Raw genomic sequence first — 19,172 nt, 5'->3', positions numbered from 1 at the left:
ACCTTATTACCTTATATACTGAGTCCATATTCGCTCATCTTAGCAGCAATGCTATCGATATCATCAAATGTGGTTGCTTCTTCCCACTTATCCTTACTCCAGATTTCAACTCTGTTTCCAACGCCGGCTACCACTGCCTCTTTCTCAATTCCGGCATGTTGTAACCAATTCTGCTTAAGTAGTATTCTTCCCTGTTTGTCAACTTCTACATCATCGGCACCTGCCATGAAAAATCTGCCAAGTTGCCTAGCTCCGGGAATATCCATAGGAAGGTTTCTGAGCTTTTCTTCAAAAGCGTCCCATCCATCCTGATCAAACACAAAGAGACATCCATCAAATCCTTTAGTCACAACAAATTGCTCTCCTAGCAAATCGCGGAACTTGGATGGGATGATCAGTCGTCCTTTTGCATCGATTGAATGGCTGTATTCGCCTTTGTATGCCCTTCCCATAATTTTTTACCACTTATCTACCATTTGCCACCACAAAGTGACACTTTTTACCACCTAAATGTATAATAAACCATTTTTATATTTTTAACAACTGTTTGAGTCCTTTGAAATGCTGATTTCCACTAACAAAAACACACCTTAGAGACAAATTTTCAAGGTGTGTTGCGCAAGATATTGTGGATTGGATTTTTATAATATCTATATTTAGTTTTAATAATATTTTTATATATACTTAATAAATATTTAAAATTAATTTATGTGTTTTTTTGCAAAAGAATAATACCAGGGAAGCTTTTCCTTGTCTCAAAAACGATAATCAATTATGATGTTTTAGGTGGCTATTACCCGTAAGGCGCTTATCTTATATATTGGTAATAGCAAAATACCTTTATTAAACTACTTTTATTAATATGGAGAAACATGAGTTACAGCCTTGATTTTTTAAACATGATAAAAAACAGCTCTGAGAACAGTTCAAAAGTTCCCACAACAAAAAGAGCAAAAAAGCCAGATAAAACGATTGCTGTTATAGATACAGAAACTAACTGGAATGATGAAGTAATGTCCATAGGAATAGCTCTTGCCGATCCCGCAGGCTTTGAGCACATAGATTCCAAGTATTATGTGATCGATCCCGAATACAGAGTCGGCGGTATGTTTTCAGGAGTGCTAAGGACTTCCTGCAGCGTCCCCATGGAGGTTGTTTCCAGAAAAGAAGCCATATCCGGGATAAGCGATTATCTCAAAGAAAATGGTGTTACCGGAATATATGCATACAACGCAAGATTTGACCGCAGTCACCTCATGGAATTATCAGGTTTTGAGTGGTATGACATCATGCGCATTGCGGCATACAAGCAGTTCAACCATTCTATTCCCGACGATGCCGCGTTATGCAAAAGCGGTCGTCTAAAGAGCGGCTATTCAGTTGAAAATATTTTAAAGATGCTCCGTAAAGATGCCGCTTACAGTGAAGTCCACAATGCTATAGAAGATGCAATTGATGAATTAACAATAATGAAGCTTTTAGGGCAAGGCCTTGATGTCTATACATGCGCAAAACTGTAAGCATCTATAGAAGCTCTAATAAGAGTTATTTTATGAGTCCTGTTATGAATTCTGTTATGAATTCTGTTATGAGTCCTATTAAGAGCTCTATTTAAAGAAAAATCCCTTACCGCTGTTTCTAAAAGAAAGAAAAGAAATGCAGTAAGGGTTTTCTTATATTTCATCTTATTTAATATCGAATTCAGGCGGCTCATCGAGATGTTCTGAAACATACTTGCCGTCCTTTTTTCTCTGCTTTACACATTCCGTGAGCAAATATTCTATCTGCCCGTTTACCGATCGAAAGTCATCCTCTGCCCAGGCAGCAATGGCATCATATAACTTTGCGCTCAGTCTTAAGGGAACCTGCTTTTTTTCAGCCATTAGTACAAGCTTCCTGAATTAACAACGGGCTGAGCATCATGATTTCCGCACAGAACAACGAGAAGATTTGAAACCATGGCTGCCTTTCTCTCCTCGTCCAGTTCAACAAGGTCTTTTTCATTAAGTCTCTCCAAGGCAAGTTCGACCATTCCTACAGCTCCGTCAACTATGAGTTTTCTTGCATCAACTACTGCTGCAGCCTGCTGTCTCTGAAGCATTGCTGCGGCTATTTCAGGTGCATAAGCAAGATAAGTAATTCTGGCATCAACTATTTCTATTCCGGCATCCAAAACCTTTGCCTGAATTTCATCCTTAATACGCTGTGCTACTACCTCAGTAGAACCGCGAAGACTTCCGTCATCCGCCTTGCCATCGCCTGTAGTATCGACATTCTCTGTAATGTCATAAGGATATAGCTTAACAACATTTCTTACAGCAGTATCGCTCTGAAGTGACAGGTATTCCTTATAATTGTCCACTGCAAAAACAGCTTTCGCGGTATCAGTAACTCTCCACATAACAGCAACAGCAACTTCTACAGGATTACCAAGAAGATCATTTACCTTCTGTTTCGAATTGCTAAGTGTCATAACCTTAAGCGAAATCTTCTTGGATGATGAACCACTAAGTTCCATGTCAGCGCCGGAAATTTTTACTCCTGCTATCATCTTTTTATCAGCGATGTCTCCGCTCTGTCCAAGCTTAGTATCTGCTGCAGGATTAAATGCTATGCAGAAAGGATTTACATAATAAAATCCATCCTCCTTGAGTGTTCCAATGTATTTCCCAAATAGTGTAAGAACAAGCGCTTCGCCCGGTTTTAACACCTTAAGTCCAAGAAACGGGATCCATCCAAGAGCTACATATACACAGCTAAGGATAAACAGGAATTGGTTAAAACCTGCTGATGTAGCACCGGTAATAAGAACCGCAGCGCCATCAAGCCCTATAGCAGTAACAACAAGCAGCGCTATTGCTGCTGCGTATGCGCACATTGTGATGCACATCATTACCATTCCGTTCTTTGGTCCATTTAAAATTTTCTCTTTTACATTTTCATTCATGATCTTTCCTCCTATTATTTATAAACCAGTCTTTACTGCTGATAGTTTTTAATGTTTTTTGCACTATAATTTTTATGTAACAGCCATAATGAAACCAGTATTATCGGAAGTCCTGCGATCAAACCATTAGGCACAGGACCAAGCAGTCTAAAGCTTCCTGTATCAGCCCTGCATACAGCTATCGGAATAGTCGCTGCAGCATTGATTGATCCATGAAGGATTGCAGGAAACCAGATGCATCCGCTCTTTTCATAAACCCAGTCACACATAATTCCAAGTGCAATCGTAAATAAAAGGAACATAAGCATACCGGTTATTGGGAAGCCAACGTATTCATATCCATACTCATATCCGATAAGACCTATAAGAGGCCAGTGCCAGATACCCCAAATGATTCCGCCGATAATGACACCTTTCTTTCTCCCATATTTTTCTTTTAATACCGGGTACATATAGCCTCGCCAGCCTGCCTCTTCACCGATTGCAAAAAACATATTTAAAAGCGGTGCATATATCGAAGCCCCTATGGAAGTCATAAGCATGTAAGTAGCATAACTGATTCCCTGCGCTTTAAGCTGTTCCAACGCGGCAGTTCCGGCATCCCCAAGAGATGCCATTATGCTCTCTCCTGTCAGATCAAGATGGCCTGTGAAAATAGCAAAGTATAAAGCAGCTCCGATAAATGTCAGGATTGTCGGCATAAACCATGAAAAAAGCAAAACTCCTATGTTGCCCTTAAGCCTCGGCTTCCATCCCATGCCCTTAAGCTTCACACCTGCTAATAGTACCGCAACAAGTGGCGCATACATCATGATTGACATTAGTAGTTGTCCCGGTACTCTTCCGCCGTTTTGGTAGAGCATCCATATCGCTACCTGCATTACCCAGGCGATCATAAATACCCAGCGAAGGTACTTACTAAAATTCCGGTTTGTGTATTGATCAGTTTCCATAATTCCCTCCAATTTCTATGAAAATTCCGAAGGATTTACTTGCGGTTTTCATATGTATTATCTATCTGATATCATTATGATATCATTAATATTTCAAAAGTAAACTGCCAATTTGGCAAAATAAAGAAGTGATACTGCAAAGCACCGCAGACTCGAAATCGCTTAGCGATTTCTCGTTGAGGCGCTGCGCGCCTCATACCAAAATAAAGAAGGACACCAATAAGCAAGCGAGCTTGCATTGGTGTCCTTCTTTATTTTGCTGCGATACTTTGCAGTATCACACGTTGAATCTAAACAATATCACATCGCCGTCCTGAACGACGTACTCTTTTCCTTCCATGCGGACAAGTCCTTTTTCTCTTGCTGCTGCAAGGGAACCTTCACGGAGAAGATCTTCATAGTTGATGACTTCCGCTTTGATAAATCCTCTTTCAAAATCTGTATGAATCTTACCTGCTGCCTGAGGTGCCTTGGTTCCGATCTTGATGGTCCATGCTCTGGTCTCATCTTCGCCGGATGTAAGGAAGCTCATAAGTCCAAGAGTTCTATAGCTTGCTGCTATTAGTTTATCAAGGCCTGACTCCTTAAGACCGAGACTTTCAAGGAACTCAGCCTTTTCATCTGCCTCAAGTTCTGAAATCTCAGCTTCAATCTGAGCACTGATCACAAATACTTCACTGCCTGATTTTGATGCAAGCTCACGGACAGCTGCTACATATTTATTAGAAGCTCCATCATCTGCAAGATCATCCTCGAGGACATTAGCTGCATAGATAACAGGCTTCCATGTAAGAAGGTCATAGGTGTTCATAAGTGCCTTCTCATCTTCATCATCAAGCTCAAGCTCTCTAGCCATCTTGCCGTCTTCAAGAACTGCCTTGATCTTGTTAAGAAGTTCAAGTTCCTTAGCTGCTGCCTTGTCCATTCTTGCAGCCTTGGTTGTCTTGGCAATTCTTCTCTCAAGAACTTCAAGATCTGCAAAAATAAGCTCGAGGTTGATTGTCTCTATATCTCTTGCAGGATCAACTGATCCATCTACATGAACAACATTAGGATCATCGAAGCATCTGACTACATGCACGATTGCGTCTGTCTCACGAATATTAGCAAGGAACTGGTTTCCGAGGCCTTCACCCTTTGATGCACCCTTTACAAGTCCTGCAATGTCTACGAACTCGATAGTGGCAGGTGTTACCTTCTTGGAATGATATAGATCTCCAAGAAGCTGAAGTCTCTTATCCGGAACAGCAACGATTCCAACGTTAGGATCAATTGTTGCGAAAGGATAGTTAGCAGCAAGTGCTCCTGCATTTGTAAGTGAGTTAAAAAGGGTACTCTTTCCGACGTTCGGAAGTCCCACGATTCCTAGTTTCATAAATATTTCTCCTTTCCCTATTTTAAAGGGTTTTTGGGGTTTTATCAGGGAAGTTTACGCCCTTTTTACGCCCTTTTTTAAAATAGTTCTACGCCCTTTTATACAACAAGGGCGTAGATTTCTCAAATATCAATTATTTTCTTCTGGATTCTTGCCCTCAAATTGTCTCACAGCCTTAAACTTAGAGTCATCTGTCACATGAACATAAGTATCCATAGTCACTTGCAGGCTTGCATGGCCTAATAATTTTTGTAAAGCTTTAGGACTTACCCCACGCTCAATAGCCCTCGTTGCATAAGTATGACGCAGTACATGCATACAGAAATGTTTTATTCCCGCTTCATCACACAGTTTGTACAAATGTGTATCGTATGAGCTGTTCTTGGTTGGCATTCCTGTACGATAATTCACAAACACAAGGTCATTCATATCGAGTTGTCTTGTTTCTCCAGTAAGCCTATCCTCAAATGAAAGAACCTGATTAAGTTCTTTAGCTTCGAACCTATTTTTTCTTTCATCATATAGCCTCTTTAGAATCTTGTATGCACATTCTGTAAGCGGAATTGTTCTATAGCTCGCTATTGTCTTCGGTGAACCCGCTCTCCATTCTCCAACATTATGCCGATATTCAAGAGTCTTATCAATAGTCAGGGTCTTCTTTTCAAAATCAATTGAACTAAAAGTCAGCCCTACAAGTTCGGAAGTCCTAAGTCCTGTCTGCAAAAGGAAGTTGTACTGGTCTTTATTATGTGACCTTTCAGCCACTTCAAGAAACTTTCTCTGCTCTTCCACAGTAAGAACCTTAATATCTGACATTTTTTTGACTGCTTTTGTATATTTTACTCCATCCATGGGATGCTTTTGTATAATATCATTATCTAAAGCCGATTTAAACATTGTTCCCATTTGTATGAACGTCTGGCGAATTGTAGAGCCAGCATAGTCATCATTCATATCAAGCAGAACTTTCGTACAATGAAGAGGCTTTACATCTGTAATCTTCAGTTTACCTACAACAGGCTTTACATTTTTAGTATAACGCTCGCGATAATTACGTCTTGTATTATATGAGAGCTTCGGAATAAGATTTTCCATCCAAAAATCAAACCATTCATCCACAGTCATATCAGATAAATCCTGTGGGCACTTGCCTGAATTCATTATTTCATCTGCTGTCAGTTCAAATGGTGCTAATACAGTGTTATGTTTGGCTTTATACTTTGCATCCTCAAGCCAATTTCTAGCCTCTGGAACAGAGTCAAAATACTTTTCTATTCTGCCTGTCTTTGACCTAAATCTCGCTGAGTATCTGCCGTCTTTACGCTGTGATAACCCCTTTCCTAATTCTTTACCTTTTAAATCTAGTCCCATATCGAACTCCTTTCATTCATGAAAAAGAGCTCGGTACAACTTTATAAGTGTACCATTTACGCCCTTTTTTCTCAATAGATGTTTCAACATTATGCCGTTCAAACTGTCAATCTGCTCTCTAAAAATTTTTCAAATTCTCGCCGTTTAACGAGTTTCTTATTACCCACAAAAAGAGCAAATGGGCAATTGGGTGTTCTAAGCAGATTACTTATCCGGTTCTGGCCTATATTGCTATAAGCAGCAGCTTCGGATATAGTTAACGCAACTTTGTTTTGGACAGGAATTACAATATGTGTATTCTTCAAAATATCATCAGCGCTATTCTCTGACACTGTTGTTGTCATCCCATCCATGCTACCAATCACTTTCATATTCTCCATAATTTCTCCTTAAAAATGCATGCGATACCGATTTGGTCATAGCAAATCTTAACGCTTTAATCATTTCTTTCCCCTTTCTAAAATTATTATCCAAAACAATAAACATTTGGCCTCACGCTCTAGAGAACTTATTAATCACCTCCTTATTAAAACATTCTTTAAATGGTCATATAGTCACTTACTGCGCAGATAGCTTGCGTATATCATCATGTTGACAAACTTGCTCAGTGAAACTAAGCCATGATGTTTGGAATTAAACTTTTTCTTACCTATTTTCAATTCCAAAATCAACTTTTTCCAATAATACCAATCCTTAAAAGCATATAGCTTCATAGCAAGACGTAATAAACATTCTTCTTGTAATTCTGCAATATCTCCTCCAAATTCATCCAATGCTTCCTCAAAATCCTTCTCATATAGCTCATAGTAATGTGACTCATATAATTCCTTAGCATTATCAATCGTTTCCAAATTACAAAGATTATATCTGGCTTCAAATGCATCTACTATCATTGAACCCACCTTGCCAATATCCGAAATAGTATTGCTTTTATCTGTACACTTCGTTTCAATCCCCTCAAAACTCTCATTTTCATTCTTATTAGCATCCTTCATCTGAAAATCAACTCTATAATTACTCATCTCTCTTCTCCTTTTTTGATTTAAAAATCATCATATTCATAAACTAAACCTATTACTTTGGATGAAATCTGGATTGAGGCACTTTTTTCATCACCTCGCTTTCTATCACTTGCCTCTATTGGATTTCCTAACAATGCAAGACTATCAGCTTTGACTCAATTTTTATTGAGGCAGCTTTTTTGCATCAATTTTTAAACATCTATACCTTTTAAGCATTCCTAAAACAAATTTTGCTCTGTCCTCAATATATACTCTGCCCTATTCATAATCCTGTTGATAACCAGTTCAAAGCTTGCTTTATCCGATGATATATTTGACACAAAATTTAGAAAAAAACCATACACCTTGTCATATTCACTTTCATCATAAAAAGCCAACAAATAAAGATATGCAAACGCATGTGCATCTATCTGGAATTTCTGTGAATTGTACTCTGAAATAGAGCAATCGTTAGACGCCTTCACTCTAAGCAAGTTAAGTTTTCCTTGCCTTTGCTGCCAACTCATACGTATTACGTTTGCCAATGAAAAAATTTGATATAGTTCTATACCTCTATCCGGGTTAAACACCTCCACATTTAGCATAATAGAGTCTGTAGTATTTGAAATCGCTGCCGCTGTTGTAGGTGTAGGCATATCACTAGGTTCGTATAGTTCTATTTCTCCCATCGAAATATTTAATACTGAGGAAATGTCTTCAATAATCTCACGCAATTCTTCAAGATAATCTAACATCTCCGCACTATATAAAGAGCTTAATGATTGTTCTAATTCTCTAGCCGCATTTACATCCTGTATGTCAATAATATTTTTTGTGTCACCCACATTCTTTAATGAAACTGAAATATTGGGCATGGTATTTTCTTTAATTACTTCTGCATTCTTAATCTTTAAAATTACTTCCTTTGACATATCCTTATCCTCCATCATTGTTTATGTACTTATTGGTATTCCAAATAAAATCAACATTTACCATTGTTACAAGTTGGACTTATACCACTTCCGCATACTCCTCTTCTTCATCGTCCACATACTCAATGTATCCCAGATAAGCAAGCTTTTCTTCAAGCTCATACTCGTCTATCAGTTCGTCCCAATAGTCAAACCTTCTGTCTAATTCCCTTAGGAACATGTCATATAGCATTCCTTTGTAGTTGTCGGTATAGTCATCAGTAGAGACAGCCTCCAGGTCCTCAAGAGCTTCTTCGAAACTCATACAGATTTCCTCCTCTAAATATTCGTTGTAGACTTCCTTTGCTTCTTCCTCTGTGCTTATTTCATCAAGGTCTATACCGTTTCTGTCAAAAAAAGCTTCCACTATCATGCATTCCGTCTCAAAATTGTCTACAATTTCATAAATCCTGTTTTCTTCGTACATAGTCATTTCCTCCATATCTCTAAAATCCAAGCTACCATTAACAACATTTCCATTTTTCACTGTAACAACCTCATTCTTAATCATTTTCTTGCCCTCCTTATTTTTGAGCCGCTTTTGTTTCTTAAATAACATCTCCTATCTCACTGCTTACTTAAAACCATTTCAAGAGTCATTACCTTATCGCCATTATGTTCTTAAGTGATTTTACCTTAACACACTTTCCAATGCTTGTCAACATTTATTTTGTTATTTTTTAAATATTTTCTTAACATCATATTGACGTTAAGAAAGCAGAATGCTATTATACATATAAAGAGGAGCCGACAACCGGCTCTATAACTGACTTTTCTACATTATTTGTTTAATTAATATGAGGAGGTATTAACATGGCCGATATGACCAAACCAAGAAAAAAAAGACATGAATTGTCTGATATAACAAATCAAACTCAAAGAGCAGTTGCAGAAATTGTAAAACCAGTGATTGAGTCCTCCGGACTAACCATGAAACAATTTGCTAGTCTTAAGCCCAGCATGAGTCTAACAATACTTAACCGTATGTTTAATCCTGATACTGACGGCATAGAGACGCCAAAAACCTATAAGACCCTTGCAAAAAAAATTGCTGAAATCAACTCAAAGATTAATGCAGAAGACTGTTACAAAGAATTAATGGAAGCGGCTAAACTGGATTATAAAAAGAAATATCCATTTAATCCATCAGAAGAAATCATTCCCCATATACCTGATGATACCGTCAAATCAGAACTGATGCCTGTCATCATCAACCTACAAATCCCATGTAAAATGCCTAAAGAGTGTTCTTTCAGCAAACGTGTAATCGTGAGAGAGGACGGGCATACTAGTACTATGGCTTTCTACCATGACTTAACTTGTGATTATTCTTCTAGCAAAAATGCTCCAATAGATTATTGGGCATTTGACTTTTACAATGGAATTACAGGTATCAGCCCCATACAATCTTTTTTTTACAATATACTCGGAGACGGTAGTGACAAAAAGGTCAAATACAGTTTTGTCACTGACTCAAAAACCATGTTTACTAGACTAACTTCCATGAACATACCTGCTCTTAACTTGATTATATCTGCAATCTACTTCAACGGAGAGAAATTTACTGAGTCCTATATAAAAACTGGCATCGACCATTCCGAAATTGATAAAGCTGGATTATCCCTTTAAACAATAAAAAGACCGTTCCGATTAACTTATCGGTGCGGTCTTTATCAATTGGACAGTATACATTTCTTTCATTTAAAAATTTAGCCAAGAATACCAATATCATAAGCGGAAAAACCTGCTGCAATATCCTTTTACCCACGAACATTAGCAATATACTTTTTAAGCGTATTACGGCTTATCTTGTGCTTATTCATTAGCTCTATCTGTTTTATAGAACGGTCACCCAGATACAATTCAATATCCATTTGAAGTTCTTTTGTCAGCTTATCTAATTGTCCGGGCTTTCTGCCACTTTTTTTATCACTTGCCGCTATTCCATCTGCAATAGCCTTGGAAATGTATCTGCGTTGCTGCTCGGCTCTATCAAGTTCAACAATCAGCAAAAGCTTAATTACCCCCTCCATGGCAGTCTTGGTCACAATGTCCTGCGACTCTGCGGTTTTTATCATCTGGCAAATATAATCGCTAGAGACAGTAGGGTTATCTATGAAAACAATTGATATTCCACGCTCAACCCATTCCATATACTTCTTATATCCGTTTTCAGCCTCTCTTGTGAAACGGGATAAGTCCTTGAATACAACAGTATCACCAGATTGTAGTATTCTATCCAACTTCTTGAACTGCGGTCTTTCAGAAAAATTTTTAGCTGACTTTTCCTCCGTAAACTCTATCAAGTATTCAATATCATGTTCTTTAGCGTAACGTTCCAAAGACTTAATCTGTCGATTAAAGTTTTGCTTTTCCGTATCTGTAGAAATTCTCTTGTAGCTATAATAATTTCCCATCTCATCTTCTCCGTATATCAATTAAACTATAGTTATATTCACGCTTTACAATACTGGAATTTTAACTCAAAATCAATATATTTTGACATTTTTGTTAAATCTATTTAATCCATAAGTTATTTTGACGCTTTTGTTCTTTCTTCTTTTTCTTAAAAAATAGCTTTTCACTACCATCATCTCTCCTGTTCGTCTAATTTATATTAACTTTTCTTTTTTCTAAGCATTTTCTATTCACTTCTAATATGCTTTCTTCATAATCTGAATTACCATTATAAAATCATGAAAAAAAATAAAACAACAAAGAACATCCTTTCCCTATATCCCGAAAAAGATGTTCTTTCTGAATAGTTATTTTTCAAGCTCGATAGAAATCTACAAATACGACAACCACTTCATTTAGAGCTAGGTCACACAAACATATTTTGCAAAAGTCCCTTTTTTAGCTCCTTATACTTATCACACTCACGCTGATGAAGGGTGATAAGGTTGTCAAGTGAATCAAAATATTGCCCTATTTTCTTTTGCTCATCGCTCGATTTAGGAAAAGCACATTCACACTCTTTCAGTATAGAGAAATGTCTTTTATATCCTTCACTTTCAGGCTTGTATTTCTCAAGAAGATAATAATAGAAATATCCATCCATCCCTTCCGAATACAAAATCTTTAATCCATCTGAAGCCACGAAAAATGGGGATTTTGTCTTATACAAAGACAATGTATGGTCCCCAAACAAAGTTGTCTTCTCATACTCCATAAATGGTTTACCATTTGCATAGCCAAGAACGGGTTTATCTCCCTGCTGTATGACCTCATATTCTCCACCATCTTCAATATCACTAAGATATGGTTTGAACGGTGCTACCGATGTTATTTCAGAAACCTTACGCTGTTCCCAATCGTCAGAAAATCCAGGAAACCTTATTTCTGGCACTTTTGAGCTATCTCTGGGAAACATTTTTTGTAAACAACCTTTTTTTAGTTCTTTTAATCTAAGTATTTCTGTCTCAGACGCTCTAATATAATCATCCACTTTTCCAAAGAAATCTGCGATTGCTTGCTGTTCTTCAGCGCCTGGATAATGTATATCAATATCCAAATATACAGTATTTCTTATGTGGACTTGTGTGCTACCAACCTTTAGCTTTTGCATTAAAGAACGATACTGTGACGAATTGGAATACTGAATAAGGAATTGAGGATTAATACCTTTCAAATGCATTCCATAAACCCCTTGTGCAAGTATTCCCTCATCCACCTTATCATTTTCCACAATATAGCCTATATTTGGTCCACTTGGTACCAAATCCCTCAAAACTACTATAGTATGTGATTTATCTACATGATTAGCCTTAAATCGCTCATAAGTCTCTTTTGTCACATAGTTACATTCATCATCGATAACAATCTTGCCACCAGCTTGAATAGCTTTCTTGGGTATGATTTTATAGTCACCTTCATCTAAAATATCATCAGGTGTAAGTGATGCTCCTCCAACCATATCCACTACAAAATCCTGTAGTTTTGCTTTATTCCACTCATTTACATATTGAGAAAAACGTACTTTTGGCTTATTACTCATTATTTGTATCTCCCAATTTATAAAACTGCTTTTTCCAGGCTCTTGAGGGTTTTTTACACATCTTATCATCAGAACTGAACGCACATATTCCCTCTATTCCATTATTTGCACAAATATTTGGATTATTTGCTCTGCATCCATATGTCCTATCTTCCGTGTCTAGATTATTCAAAGGGGCATTAAACCCTACATGTAAATCTGTATCCATCCATTATCACCTCTTATAACCCAAGCAATTTCATAGTATCAATAATCGTATTTTGCAGCTCATCTTTCTGTTTTTGTATGTCCTCCAACTCATGTTTTATATGAGCAATGTCAATCTCTTGCTCTTCTTCGGAGGTATCAATATACCTCGGAATATTTAGGTTGTATCCATTTTTATCTATTATCTCCGTCTGAATATCCGCAACATAGGCATATTGCGGAATGTCAGTTCTAGCAACATATGCGTCTACTATCTTTTTTATGCTTTCATCTGGTAATTCATTTTGGTTCTTACCTTTTATGAATTCTTTACTTGCATCTATGAAAAGAATATTATCGCTATTGCCATTCCTCTTTGATTTAAGTACAAGAATAACAACAGGAATTGAAGTTCCATGGAACAGATTAGCTGGTAATCCTATTACAGCGTCTAAGCGGTTCACAGTACTAATAAGCCATTTTCTTATATCTTCCTCTGCACCGCCACGGAATAATACCCCATGTGGTAGCAGAACCGCTACCCTACCGTCTGCTTCGTCCATGTGATATACCATGTGCTGTACAAAGGCAAAATCAGCATGGGATTTTGGTGCAAGCTTATTTACCCCTGAGTATCTTGGGTCGTCCAGATACTCTGACTTTGCATCCCATTTTAATGAATACGGAGGATTACATACCTGCACAGTCAGCTTGAGGTCATCACCATACATATCATTTGTCAGAGTATCGCCTTTATAAAGGCTAAAATTCTGGTAATCTACCCCATGCATCAGCATATTCATGCGTGCAAGGTTGAAAGTAGTAGGATTATTCTCTTGACCATAGAAATGACCTACCCTTCCAGTTGTGAGATGTTTTCTGACATCAAGCAACATGGAACCCGAACCACAAGTACAATCTCCTACTGTCTTTGCTTCATCTAACCCAATAGTAGCAAGTGTAGCGCATAACGTTGATGGTCCAACAGGAGTAAAAAATTCACCACCCTTCTTACCAGCGCCACTCTGAAACAGCCCAATCAGTATCATGTAAGCAGTACCCAGTACATCAAACTCCTGGTCCTGCAAATCCATATCTATCTCACCAATCTTGGCTATTACCTTCCCTATCTTGTCAGTTCTCTCACTTACCGTATCTCCAAGCCTTGTGTCCTGTAGTCTCATATCGTCAAACAACCCGGAAAAAGCCGCCTCTGACTTATGGCCCAGCGTGGATCCTGTGAGTTCGCTGACCGCCCTCTCATAATCTTCTATACTGAACTTTTCTCCATCATTTGTCGGTTTTACTATCTTTCGATTAAGCTCTCTGAAAAGATTTTCGGGCTTGATGATATATCCAAGATGTTCAAGGCTCCAGTCCTCTACTACTTCCTTGTAATCAGCATCATTGAAAGCCTGTTCATATGTCAGATTATCGTTCTTTAATATATCCTGCATATAAAGCTCTGTACGTTCTGACAGATACCTATAAAAAATAGTACCCAGAATATAATTTCTGAACTCATTAGCATCCATGCCTCCTCTGAGGTCATCTGCAATAGACCATAACTGTGATGACAGTTCTGCCGCCTGAGCTTGTGCTCTGTCTGTATTTATTGCCATTTATTATTCACCCTCCGCTTTAAATTTGATATATGTATCACTTATAAACTTATGAATACTCTTAGTTAGTTTTGTAATCTTTAACAGTCCTAACTGATATGCTTCCAGTCTCTTTCTGATACTTTCTTCTGATACCTGACCATTAAAAATATAATCCGTCATAATGTCATTGATTATCATATAATCAATACCGTTTTCAAATGCAAACTCTTCCAGTTCCGCTTTTTCTCTTTCCTTTGTGAAATCCTCAAAAGCAGCCTGAACATCTGCATCCTCTGATAAATCATAAAACCTGGTTCTGACAAACTCTGCCATAATATCCTTTTTAGCTCTCAGTGACTCGTTGTTAGACCTTTCAATCTCTCTTAAGATAAGGTCAAGGTCAGCTTCTCTCTCTTCCGGAGTTTTACCTGCCTTATTTACTGATTTCAATAGGTTAAGAATGTAAACAACATTTATCCTGTCTGTTCTGACCAGTTCAATATCAAAATCTACATCTACAGGTACTGGAACTTTAGGATTTGATTGACCTCCTTGGTCTTTATAATAGAGATACCAGCTCTTGTACCCTTCATACTCATTTTCATCGAGAACTACAGCAAGGTCAGCCCACTCGAACTTACTGAATGTCTTAAGCGTTGCAAGTGTACTTACAAGCGTTCTAAAGGCAATGATAAACATTCTGATTTCATCTTCATTCTGTAGTTGTCCGGCATCATCTACCGTCTGTACTACCTTCTTCAGAACCGGAACCTGATTTACCCATTTATTAACATAATACTCATAGTTCTCCAGTAGATACTCATTAGGGTCTCCATCTCCTGAGAACAACCTTAATGCGTCATCCTGCCACTTCTTTATATTTCTGTACGTTACAATTTGTCCGAATTGCTTTGTAACCTTGTCTACCCTGTTAGTACGGCTATACGCCTGCACCAAACTGTGCCAAATTAGGTTTTTATCAAGGTACAAAGTATTCAGTGGCTTTGCATCAAACCCTGTCAGCATCATATTTACAACAAGTAATATGTCTACCTGTGGCAAATCCTTCTGTTTAAGCCTTTTGGCAATATCCTTCCTGTAAGAGTCAAACCCATCCAAGCTAAAAGAGGTTCCAAACATTTCATTGTAATCATTTATAATACGCTCCAATAGCTCTGCAGAATGTTCATCGCCCTTATCGTCCATGTCCTCATTAGCACCATAACTAAATATGGCAGCTATTTTATACTGTTCTTCTTCTGCCCTCTTTCCGTTCAACTCTTTAAATATGTCATAATACTGTCCAAGAGTCTTAATTGAGTCCACTGCAAAAAGCGCAGTATATATATGTTCCCCCTGAGGATGCATATGTTGTTCGTGATGTTCTAGTATATGCTCTGCAACCTTACGTATTCTCTCTTCGTCATGATAAAGACCATCAATGTCAATATTATGGCGTTTGCAGTATTCAGGGTCATCCAATTGCTCTGGGTCAATACCCTTCATGGCTACATGATGAGCAAATATGGTTCGTTGATACTCAACAGAGAACCGCAGTACATTACCATCTGCAATAGCATCTTTAATCATATAGCGATGCAGACAGGCATCCCTTTTCTCTCCATTTGGTAGTACCCCCGCATTGAATACATCAGCTGTAGTTCTACCATCCGCTCCTTTATTTGCTTCGAAAATAGGTGTACCAGTAAATCCTATGTAATTAGCTCTTTTGAAGTGTTTTTCTATATCACCATGCATCTTACCGAACTGACTACGGTGGCATTCGTCTATGCAAAAAACAACTTTTTTGTCACGATACCCATCCATCAAAGCTTCATATCGCTTTGACTTAACAGCATTAGCCATCTTTTGAATAGTTGTGACAATAAGTTTTCTATCTGTTTCCTTAAACTGTTTAACTAGAACCGCTGTTGAATCCGAATTATCAACACAATCCTTCTCAAAACTGTTGTATTCATCAACAGTCTGGTCATCCAAATCTTTGCGGTCTATGAGGAAGATAACCTTATCAATCATGGGTTCATCTCTCAACAACTGCGCCAATTTGAAAGAAGTCAGTGTCTTACCCGAACCAGTACATGCAAAAACATATCCATTCTGATTAGCTTCCAATACCCTCTTCTTGGCTGCTTTTACGGCATATATCTGGTATGGCCGCATTACCATCAGGATTGGCTCTGTAGATTTGATGACCATAAACTTATCAATCATTTCTGTAATTGCTGATTTACGAAAGAACTCTGATGTGAATTCTTCTAATGTGTTGATACGCTTATTCTTCTCATCCGTCCAAAAGAATACCAAAGACTTGAGGATTGGATTATACAGTCCATTGTGCATCTCATTCTCGTTACAGAAATACTTTGTCTGTACAGAATTCGATACAACAAATAACTGCAGATAGCGGAAAAGCCCTTTAAACGAAAACTTGCGGTATCTGTTAATCTGATTTATTGCTTCGTTTATCTCTACACCAGGTCTTTTCAGTTCTATCTGCACCAATGGCAGACCGTTTATAAATACCGTCACATCATATCGGTTCTTATAACTGACATCATCTTTATGCTCCTTATCCATGGTAATCTGATGTGACACTTGATATAGATTTCTGTCGGTGTCGTAAGAGAAGAAATCAAGATATACCGTCTTGCCATTATCAAGGGGCAGAACAAACTTATCCCTAAGAAGCTTTGCGGACTCATATACCGTCTTGTTATCAAGATGTATCAGAACCCTGTTAAATTCTGTATCAGATAAATCTGCAACACCCTTTGTTTCTATAAGTTTTTTACTGTTGAACTCTGACAGCTGTACCCGGAAGTTATTCAGTACATCATCATAGTTCTTCAATTCAACATATTCATATCCAATAGACTCCAAGCGGTCTATAAACTTGGTCTCTACCTCATACTCAGAAATATGCGCCATTACGCTTTTTCTCCCTTGTTTTTCTTTCTGTTGTCATCAGGTTTCTCTGCATCAGCAGGGATAAACCACATAGAACCTATCTTCTTTGCGCCTTCTATGCGGCATTCAACGCATAGCACAGCCACCCTTCTTGTGGATATACCCCATTTTTCAGCTGCTTCTTTTACTGTAATAAAATCACCCATGGCAATTACCTCATATATACTATTTTATTCTTCCAAAAGAATAATCGCTACCACTTTATGTCAAAAAAAGAGAGCAAACATTTGTTGCTCTCAAAGTCTTCTAACACTATTAAATCTTGTGTTGGTGCTATTTTCCATAGCATTTATTCAAAAGGTAATTCTATATCATCAGAAACTATACTCTTATTTTGCATCTTATTAAATACCTCCAACCTTTGCTCTACCCATAATCTTCGCTGGTCCAATAGCCTTTCCCCTACTTGTTTAGCTTTTTTCTTGGTCTCAAAAATCCCGACTAGCTTTCCTATATCCAAGTAATAGTGTTTATAATAATGGTTGCAAGCGTTACGATTACCCTCTTTTCCAATATTTCCTACACCGTCTTTAAATGATGCACATGGCTTAGGTATTCTTACTATTGCTGTTGTCTCCCGGTTATCAAAATACAAAGCCCAGTGACGAACCCTTGTGTTCACATCCTCTTCACAAGTGTCAACGTTCACCTCACTATACCCTATTATTGTGGCCTTGGCATAGAAGAAATGCTCTGCTCCGTACCCTTGTATATTTTCCTCACAACATAATCCTCTAACTGGCTCTTGCAGGCATCCATATTGATATATCTTTACCCAATCATGGTGTATCTTCACGTTTACGTCTGCTCTAACCATAGTTCAACCGCTCCTGATTCACTCGATTTGTTCCAAGGTAATAACGGATTATCTTTTCCTAACAGGCTATTATCAAATTCTGATAAAACGCGTTGGAAGTCTGAATAATACCCCATACGTTCCAAGAAGCTAACCGAAGTCCATAGGATTGTCCTGACCTGCTCATCGTTAAGTCTCTCTACTTTTATTTCATAATCAGGTTTCATCAACTCACGCTTAGCTATTGGAATCTTAACCTTACCATCAATATCTCCTGCTGAAATATACGCCAGATAAAAGAAAATCGCCGAACCCACATCGAAGCGAAATAATCCATTTCTCAAGAGTTCCATCTGAAGTTCTTTTAGCAACTTGTTTTTAGTTTTGCGTGGTATATCTGGAAATTTTTTTAATGTATTCCTGTATATCTCAGTCATGTAATTGAAGTATGCCATCCCCATCTTATTCATCCTCTTTCCTCTCCATACCGTTATAATGCTGCATTCGCATTCTACCTCCGTATCTGCCGAGGTGCCAAGCACGTTATATGTAGATTATTTTTGTAACTTAACAATTTGTCAGTATATCTGAAATATTTGATGAACATCTAACCCCAAATGTAAAAGTTTCTTTCCCTATAATCCCAAAGCCCATTAAATGCTTATAGTCACCAGATATATATTTTTCTATAACAATAAGCAAATAATAAGAGAGTAAGAAGTCTCTTACCCTCTCTGTCATGATTCATACATTTAACCGCTTGAAATGCCAATGTATATAACCCCTCATTAATTATAATTTTCTCAAATTATTTAAATAATAATCTAAACAAAAACTTTAACAACTAAAATAATATAAACATCACCTAAACACTCAATCCCTTGAAAAACAAGGTTTTCACAAAATTCTGCATTTAAAAAAAAATTTCTAAACCAAAAACAAATAATGTCCCATCTTAGAAGTGGGATAAAATTGGTAAATCA

At 37.6% G+C, this 19,172-nt stretch carries 20 protein-coding genes; 2 read left to right on the top strand and 18 right to left on the bottom strand.

Going from position 1 to position 19,172, the window contains the following annotated elements; genetic code table 11:
• Positions 1-11: 11 nt before the first annotated feature.
• Complete coding sequence (gene mraZ, locus T543_RS12465; protein ID WP_035768977.1) at positions 12-452, bottom strand: division/cell wall cluster transcriptional repressor MraZ; 441 nt, start codon at positions 450-452, stop codon at positions 12-14.
• A gap of 420 nt (positions 453-872) precedes the next feature.
• On the opposite strand from mraZ, the gene T543_RS12460 reads away from it, so the two are divergent.
• Entirely contained in the window at positions 873-1,520 is a 648-nt protein-coding gene (locus T543_RS12460; protein WP_242839515.1) for a 3'-5' exonuclease family protein, read from the top strand.
• Between the two features lie 165 nt (positions 1,521-1,685).
• On the opposite strand, the gene T543_RS12455 is transcribed toward T543_RS12460, so the two are convergent.
• The 9 genes from T543_RS12455 to T543_RS12415 form a co-directional block, all read right to left on the bottom strand.
• Positions 1,686-1,883: a type II toxin-antitoxin system antitoxin gene (locus T543_RS12455; RefSeq protein ID WP_026492054.1), complete on the bottom strand. Its 198-nt coding sequence runs from the start codon at positions 1,881-1,883 to the stop codon at positions 1,686-1,688.
• Complete coding sequence (locus T543_RS12450) at positions 1,883-2,947, bottom strand: SPFH domain-containing protein (RefSeq protein ID WP_035768972.1); 1,065 nt, start codon at positions 2,945-2,947, stop codon at positions 1,883-1,885. Before T543_RS12450 ends, T543_RS12455 begins: the two co-directional genes overlap by 1 nt.
• Before the next feature lie 32 nt (positions 2,948-2,979).
• Positions 2,980-3,900: a CPBP family intramembrane glutamic endopeptidase gene (locus T543_RS12445; RefSeq protein ID WP_035768970.1), complete on the bottom strand. Its 921-nt coding sequence runs from the start codon at positions 3,898-3,900 to the stop codon at positions 2,980-2,982.
• A gap of 277 nt (positions 3,901-4,177) precedes the next feature.
• Positions 4,178-5,275: a redox-regulated ATPase YchF gene (ychF, locus tag T543_RS12440; protein WP_035768968.1), complete on the bottom strand. Its 1,098-nt coding sequence runs from the start codon at positions 5,273-5,275 to the stop codon at positions 4,178-4,180.
• A 129-nt stretch (positions 5,276-5,404) separates the two neighbouring features.
• Positions 5,405-6,646 (bottom strand): tyrosine-type recombinase/integrase, encoded by a 1,242-nt coding sequence (locus tag T543_RS12435; protein WP_035768966.1) that lies wholly within the window; start codon positions 6,644-6,646, stop codon positions 5,405-5,407.
• A 98-nt stretch (positions 6,647-6,744) separates the two neighbouring features.
• On the bottom strand, positions 6,745-7,026 hold the full coding sequence (locus T543_RS12430; RefSeq protein ID WP_330369999.1) for an excisionase: 282 nt from the start codon (positions 7,024-7,026) through the stop codon (positions 6,745-6,747).
• Between the two features lie 174 nt (positions 7,027-7,200).
• Entirely contained in the window at positions 7,201-7,668 is a 468-nt protein-coding gene (locus T543_RS12425; protein ID WP_035768964.1) for a hypothetical protein, read from the bottom strand.
• A 218-nt stretch (positions 7,669-7,886) separates the two neighbouring features.
• Positions 7,887-8,579, bottom strand: coding sequence for a hypothetical protein (locus T543_RS12420; RefSeq protein WP_035768962.1), 693 nt, complete (start codon positions 8,577-8,579; stop codon positions 7,887-7,889).
• A gap of 79 nt (positions 8,580-8,658) precedes the next feature.
• Positions 8,659-9,129: a hypothetical protein gene (locus T543_RS12415; protein WP_035768959.1), complete on the bottom strand. Its 471-nt coding sequence runs from the start codon at positions 9,127-9,129 to the stop codon at positions 8,659-8,661.
• A gap of 302 nt (positions 9,130-9,431) precedes the next feature.
• Between T543_RS12415 and T543_RS12410 the strand changes: the two genes are divergently transcribed.
• Complete coding sequence (locus T543_RS12410) at positions 9,432-10,247, top strand: hypothetical protein (protein WP_035768957.1); 816 nt, start codon at positions 9,432-9,434, stop codon at positions 10,245-10,247.
• A gap of 131 nt (positions 10,248-10,378) precedes the next feature.
• On the opposite strand, the gene T543_RS12405 is transcribed toward T543_RS12410, so the two are convergent.
• From T543_RS12405 to T543_RS12370, 8 genes are all read right to left on the bottom strand, one after another.
• Positions 10,379-11,035 carry a recombinase family protein gene (locus tag T543_RS12405; RefSeq protein WP_035768955.1) on the bottom strand — a complete coding sequence of 219 codons (657 nt, stop codon included), beginning with the start codon at positions 11,033-11,035 and terminating at the stop codon, positions 10,379-10,381.
• Positions 11,036-11,442: 407 nt separating this feature from the next.
• Complete coding sequence (locus tag T543_RS12400) at positions 11,443-12,615, bottom strand: restriction endonuclease subunit S (protein WP_035768953.1); 1,173 nt, start codon at positions 12,613-12,615, stop codon at positions 11,443-11,445.
• Positions 12,608-12,823 carry a hypothetical protein gene (locus T543_RS12395; protein ID WP_035768951.1) on the bottom strand — a complete coding sequence of 72 codons (216 nt, stop codon included), beginning with the start codon at positions 12,821-12,823 and terminating at the stop codon, positions 12,608-12,610. The genes T543_RS12400 and T543_RS12395 overlap by 8 nt, the downstream gene beginning before the upstream one ends.
• Positions 12,824-12,836: 13 nt before the next feature.
• Positions 12,837-14,423, bottom strand: a complete 1,587-nt coding sequence (locus T543_RS12390; protein WP_035768949.1) for a type I restriction-modification system subunit M — start codon at positions 14,421-14,423, stop codon at positions 12,837-12,839.
• Positions 14,424-14,426: 3 nt separating this feature from the next.
• Entirely contained in the window at positions 14,427-17,354 is a 2,928-nt protein-coding gene (locus tag T543_RS12385; RefSeq protein ID WP_035768947.1) for a type I restriction endonuclease subunit R, read from the bottom strand.
• A complete protein-coding gene (locus T543_RS12380) occupies positions 17,354-17,539 on the bottom strand; it encodes a transposase (RefSeq protein WP_035768945.1) in 186 nt (61 codons plus the stop codon). The genes T543_RS12385 and T543_RS12380 overlap by 1 nt, the downstream gene beginning before the upstream one ends.
• Positions 17,540-17,682: 143 nt before the next feature.
• Complete coding sequence (locus tag T543_RS12375) at positions 17,683-18,210, bottom strand: hypothetical protein (protein WP_035768943.1); 528 nt, start codon at positions 18,208-18,210, stop codon at positions 17,683-17,685.
• On the bottom strand, positions 18,192-18,659 hold the full coding sequence (locus tag T543_RS12370; RefSeq protein ID WP_035768942.1) for a hypothetical protein: 468 nt from the start codon (positions 18,657-18,659) through the stop codon (positions 18,192-18,194). Before T543_RS12370 ends, T543_RS12375 begins: the two co-directional genes overlap by 19 nt.
• Positions 18,660-19,172 lie beyond the last annotated feature (513 nt).

Source organism: Butyrivibrio sp. NC2002, assembly GCF_000702265.1.
GTDB lineage: Bacteria > Bacillota > Clostridia > Lachnospirales > Lachnospiraceae > Butyrivibrio.
The sequence above is the reverse complement of the archived record's forward strand: the minus strand, read 5'-3'. Positions and strand labels throughout refer to the sequence as shown.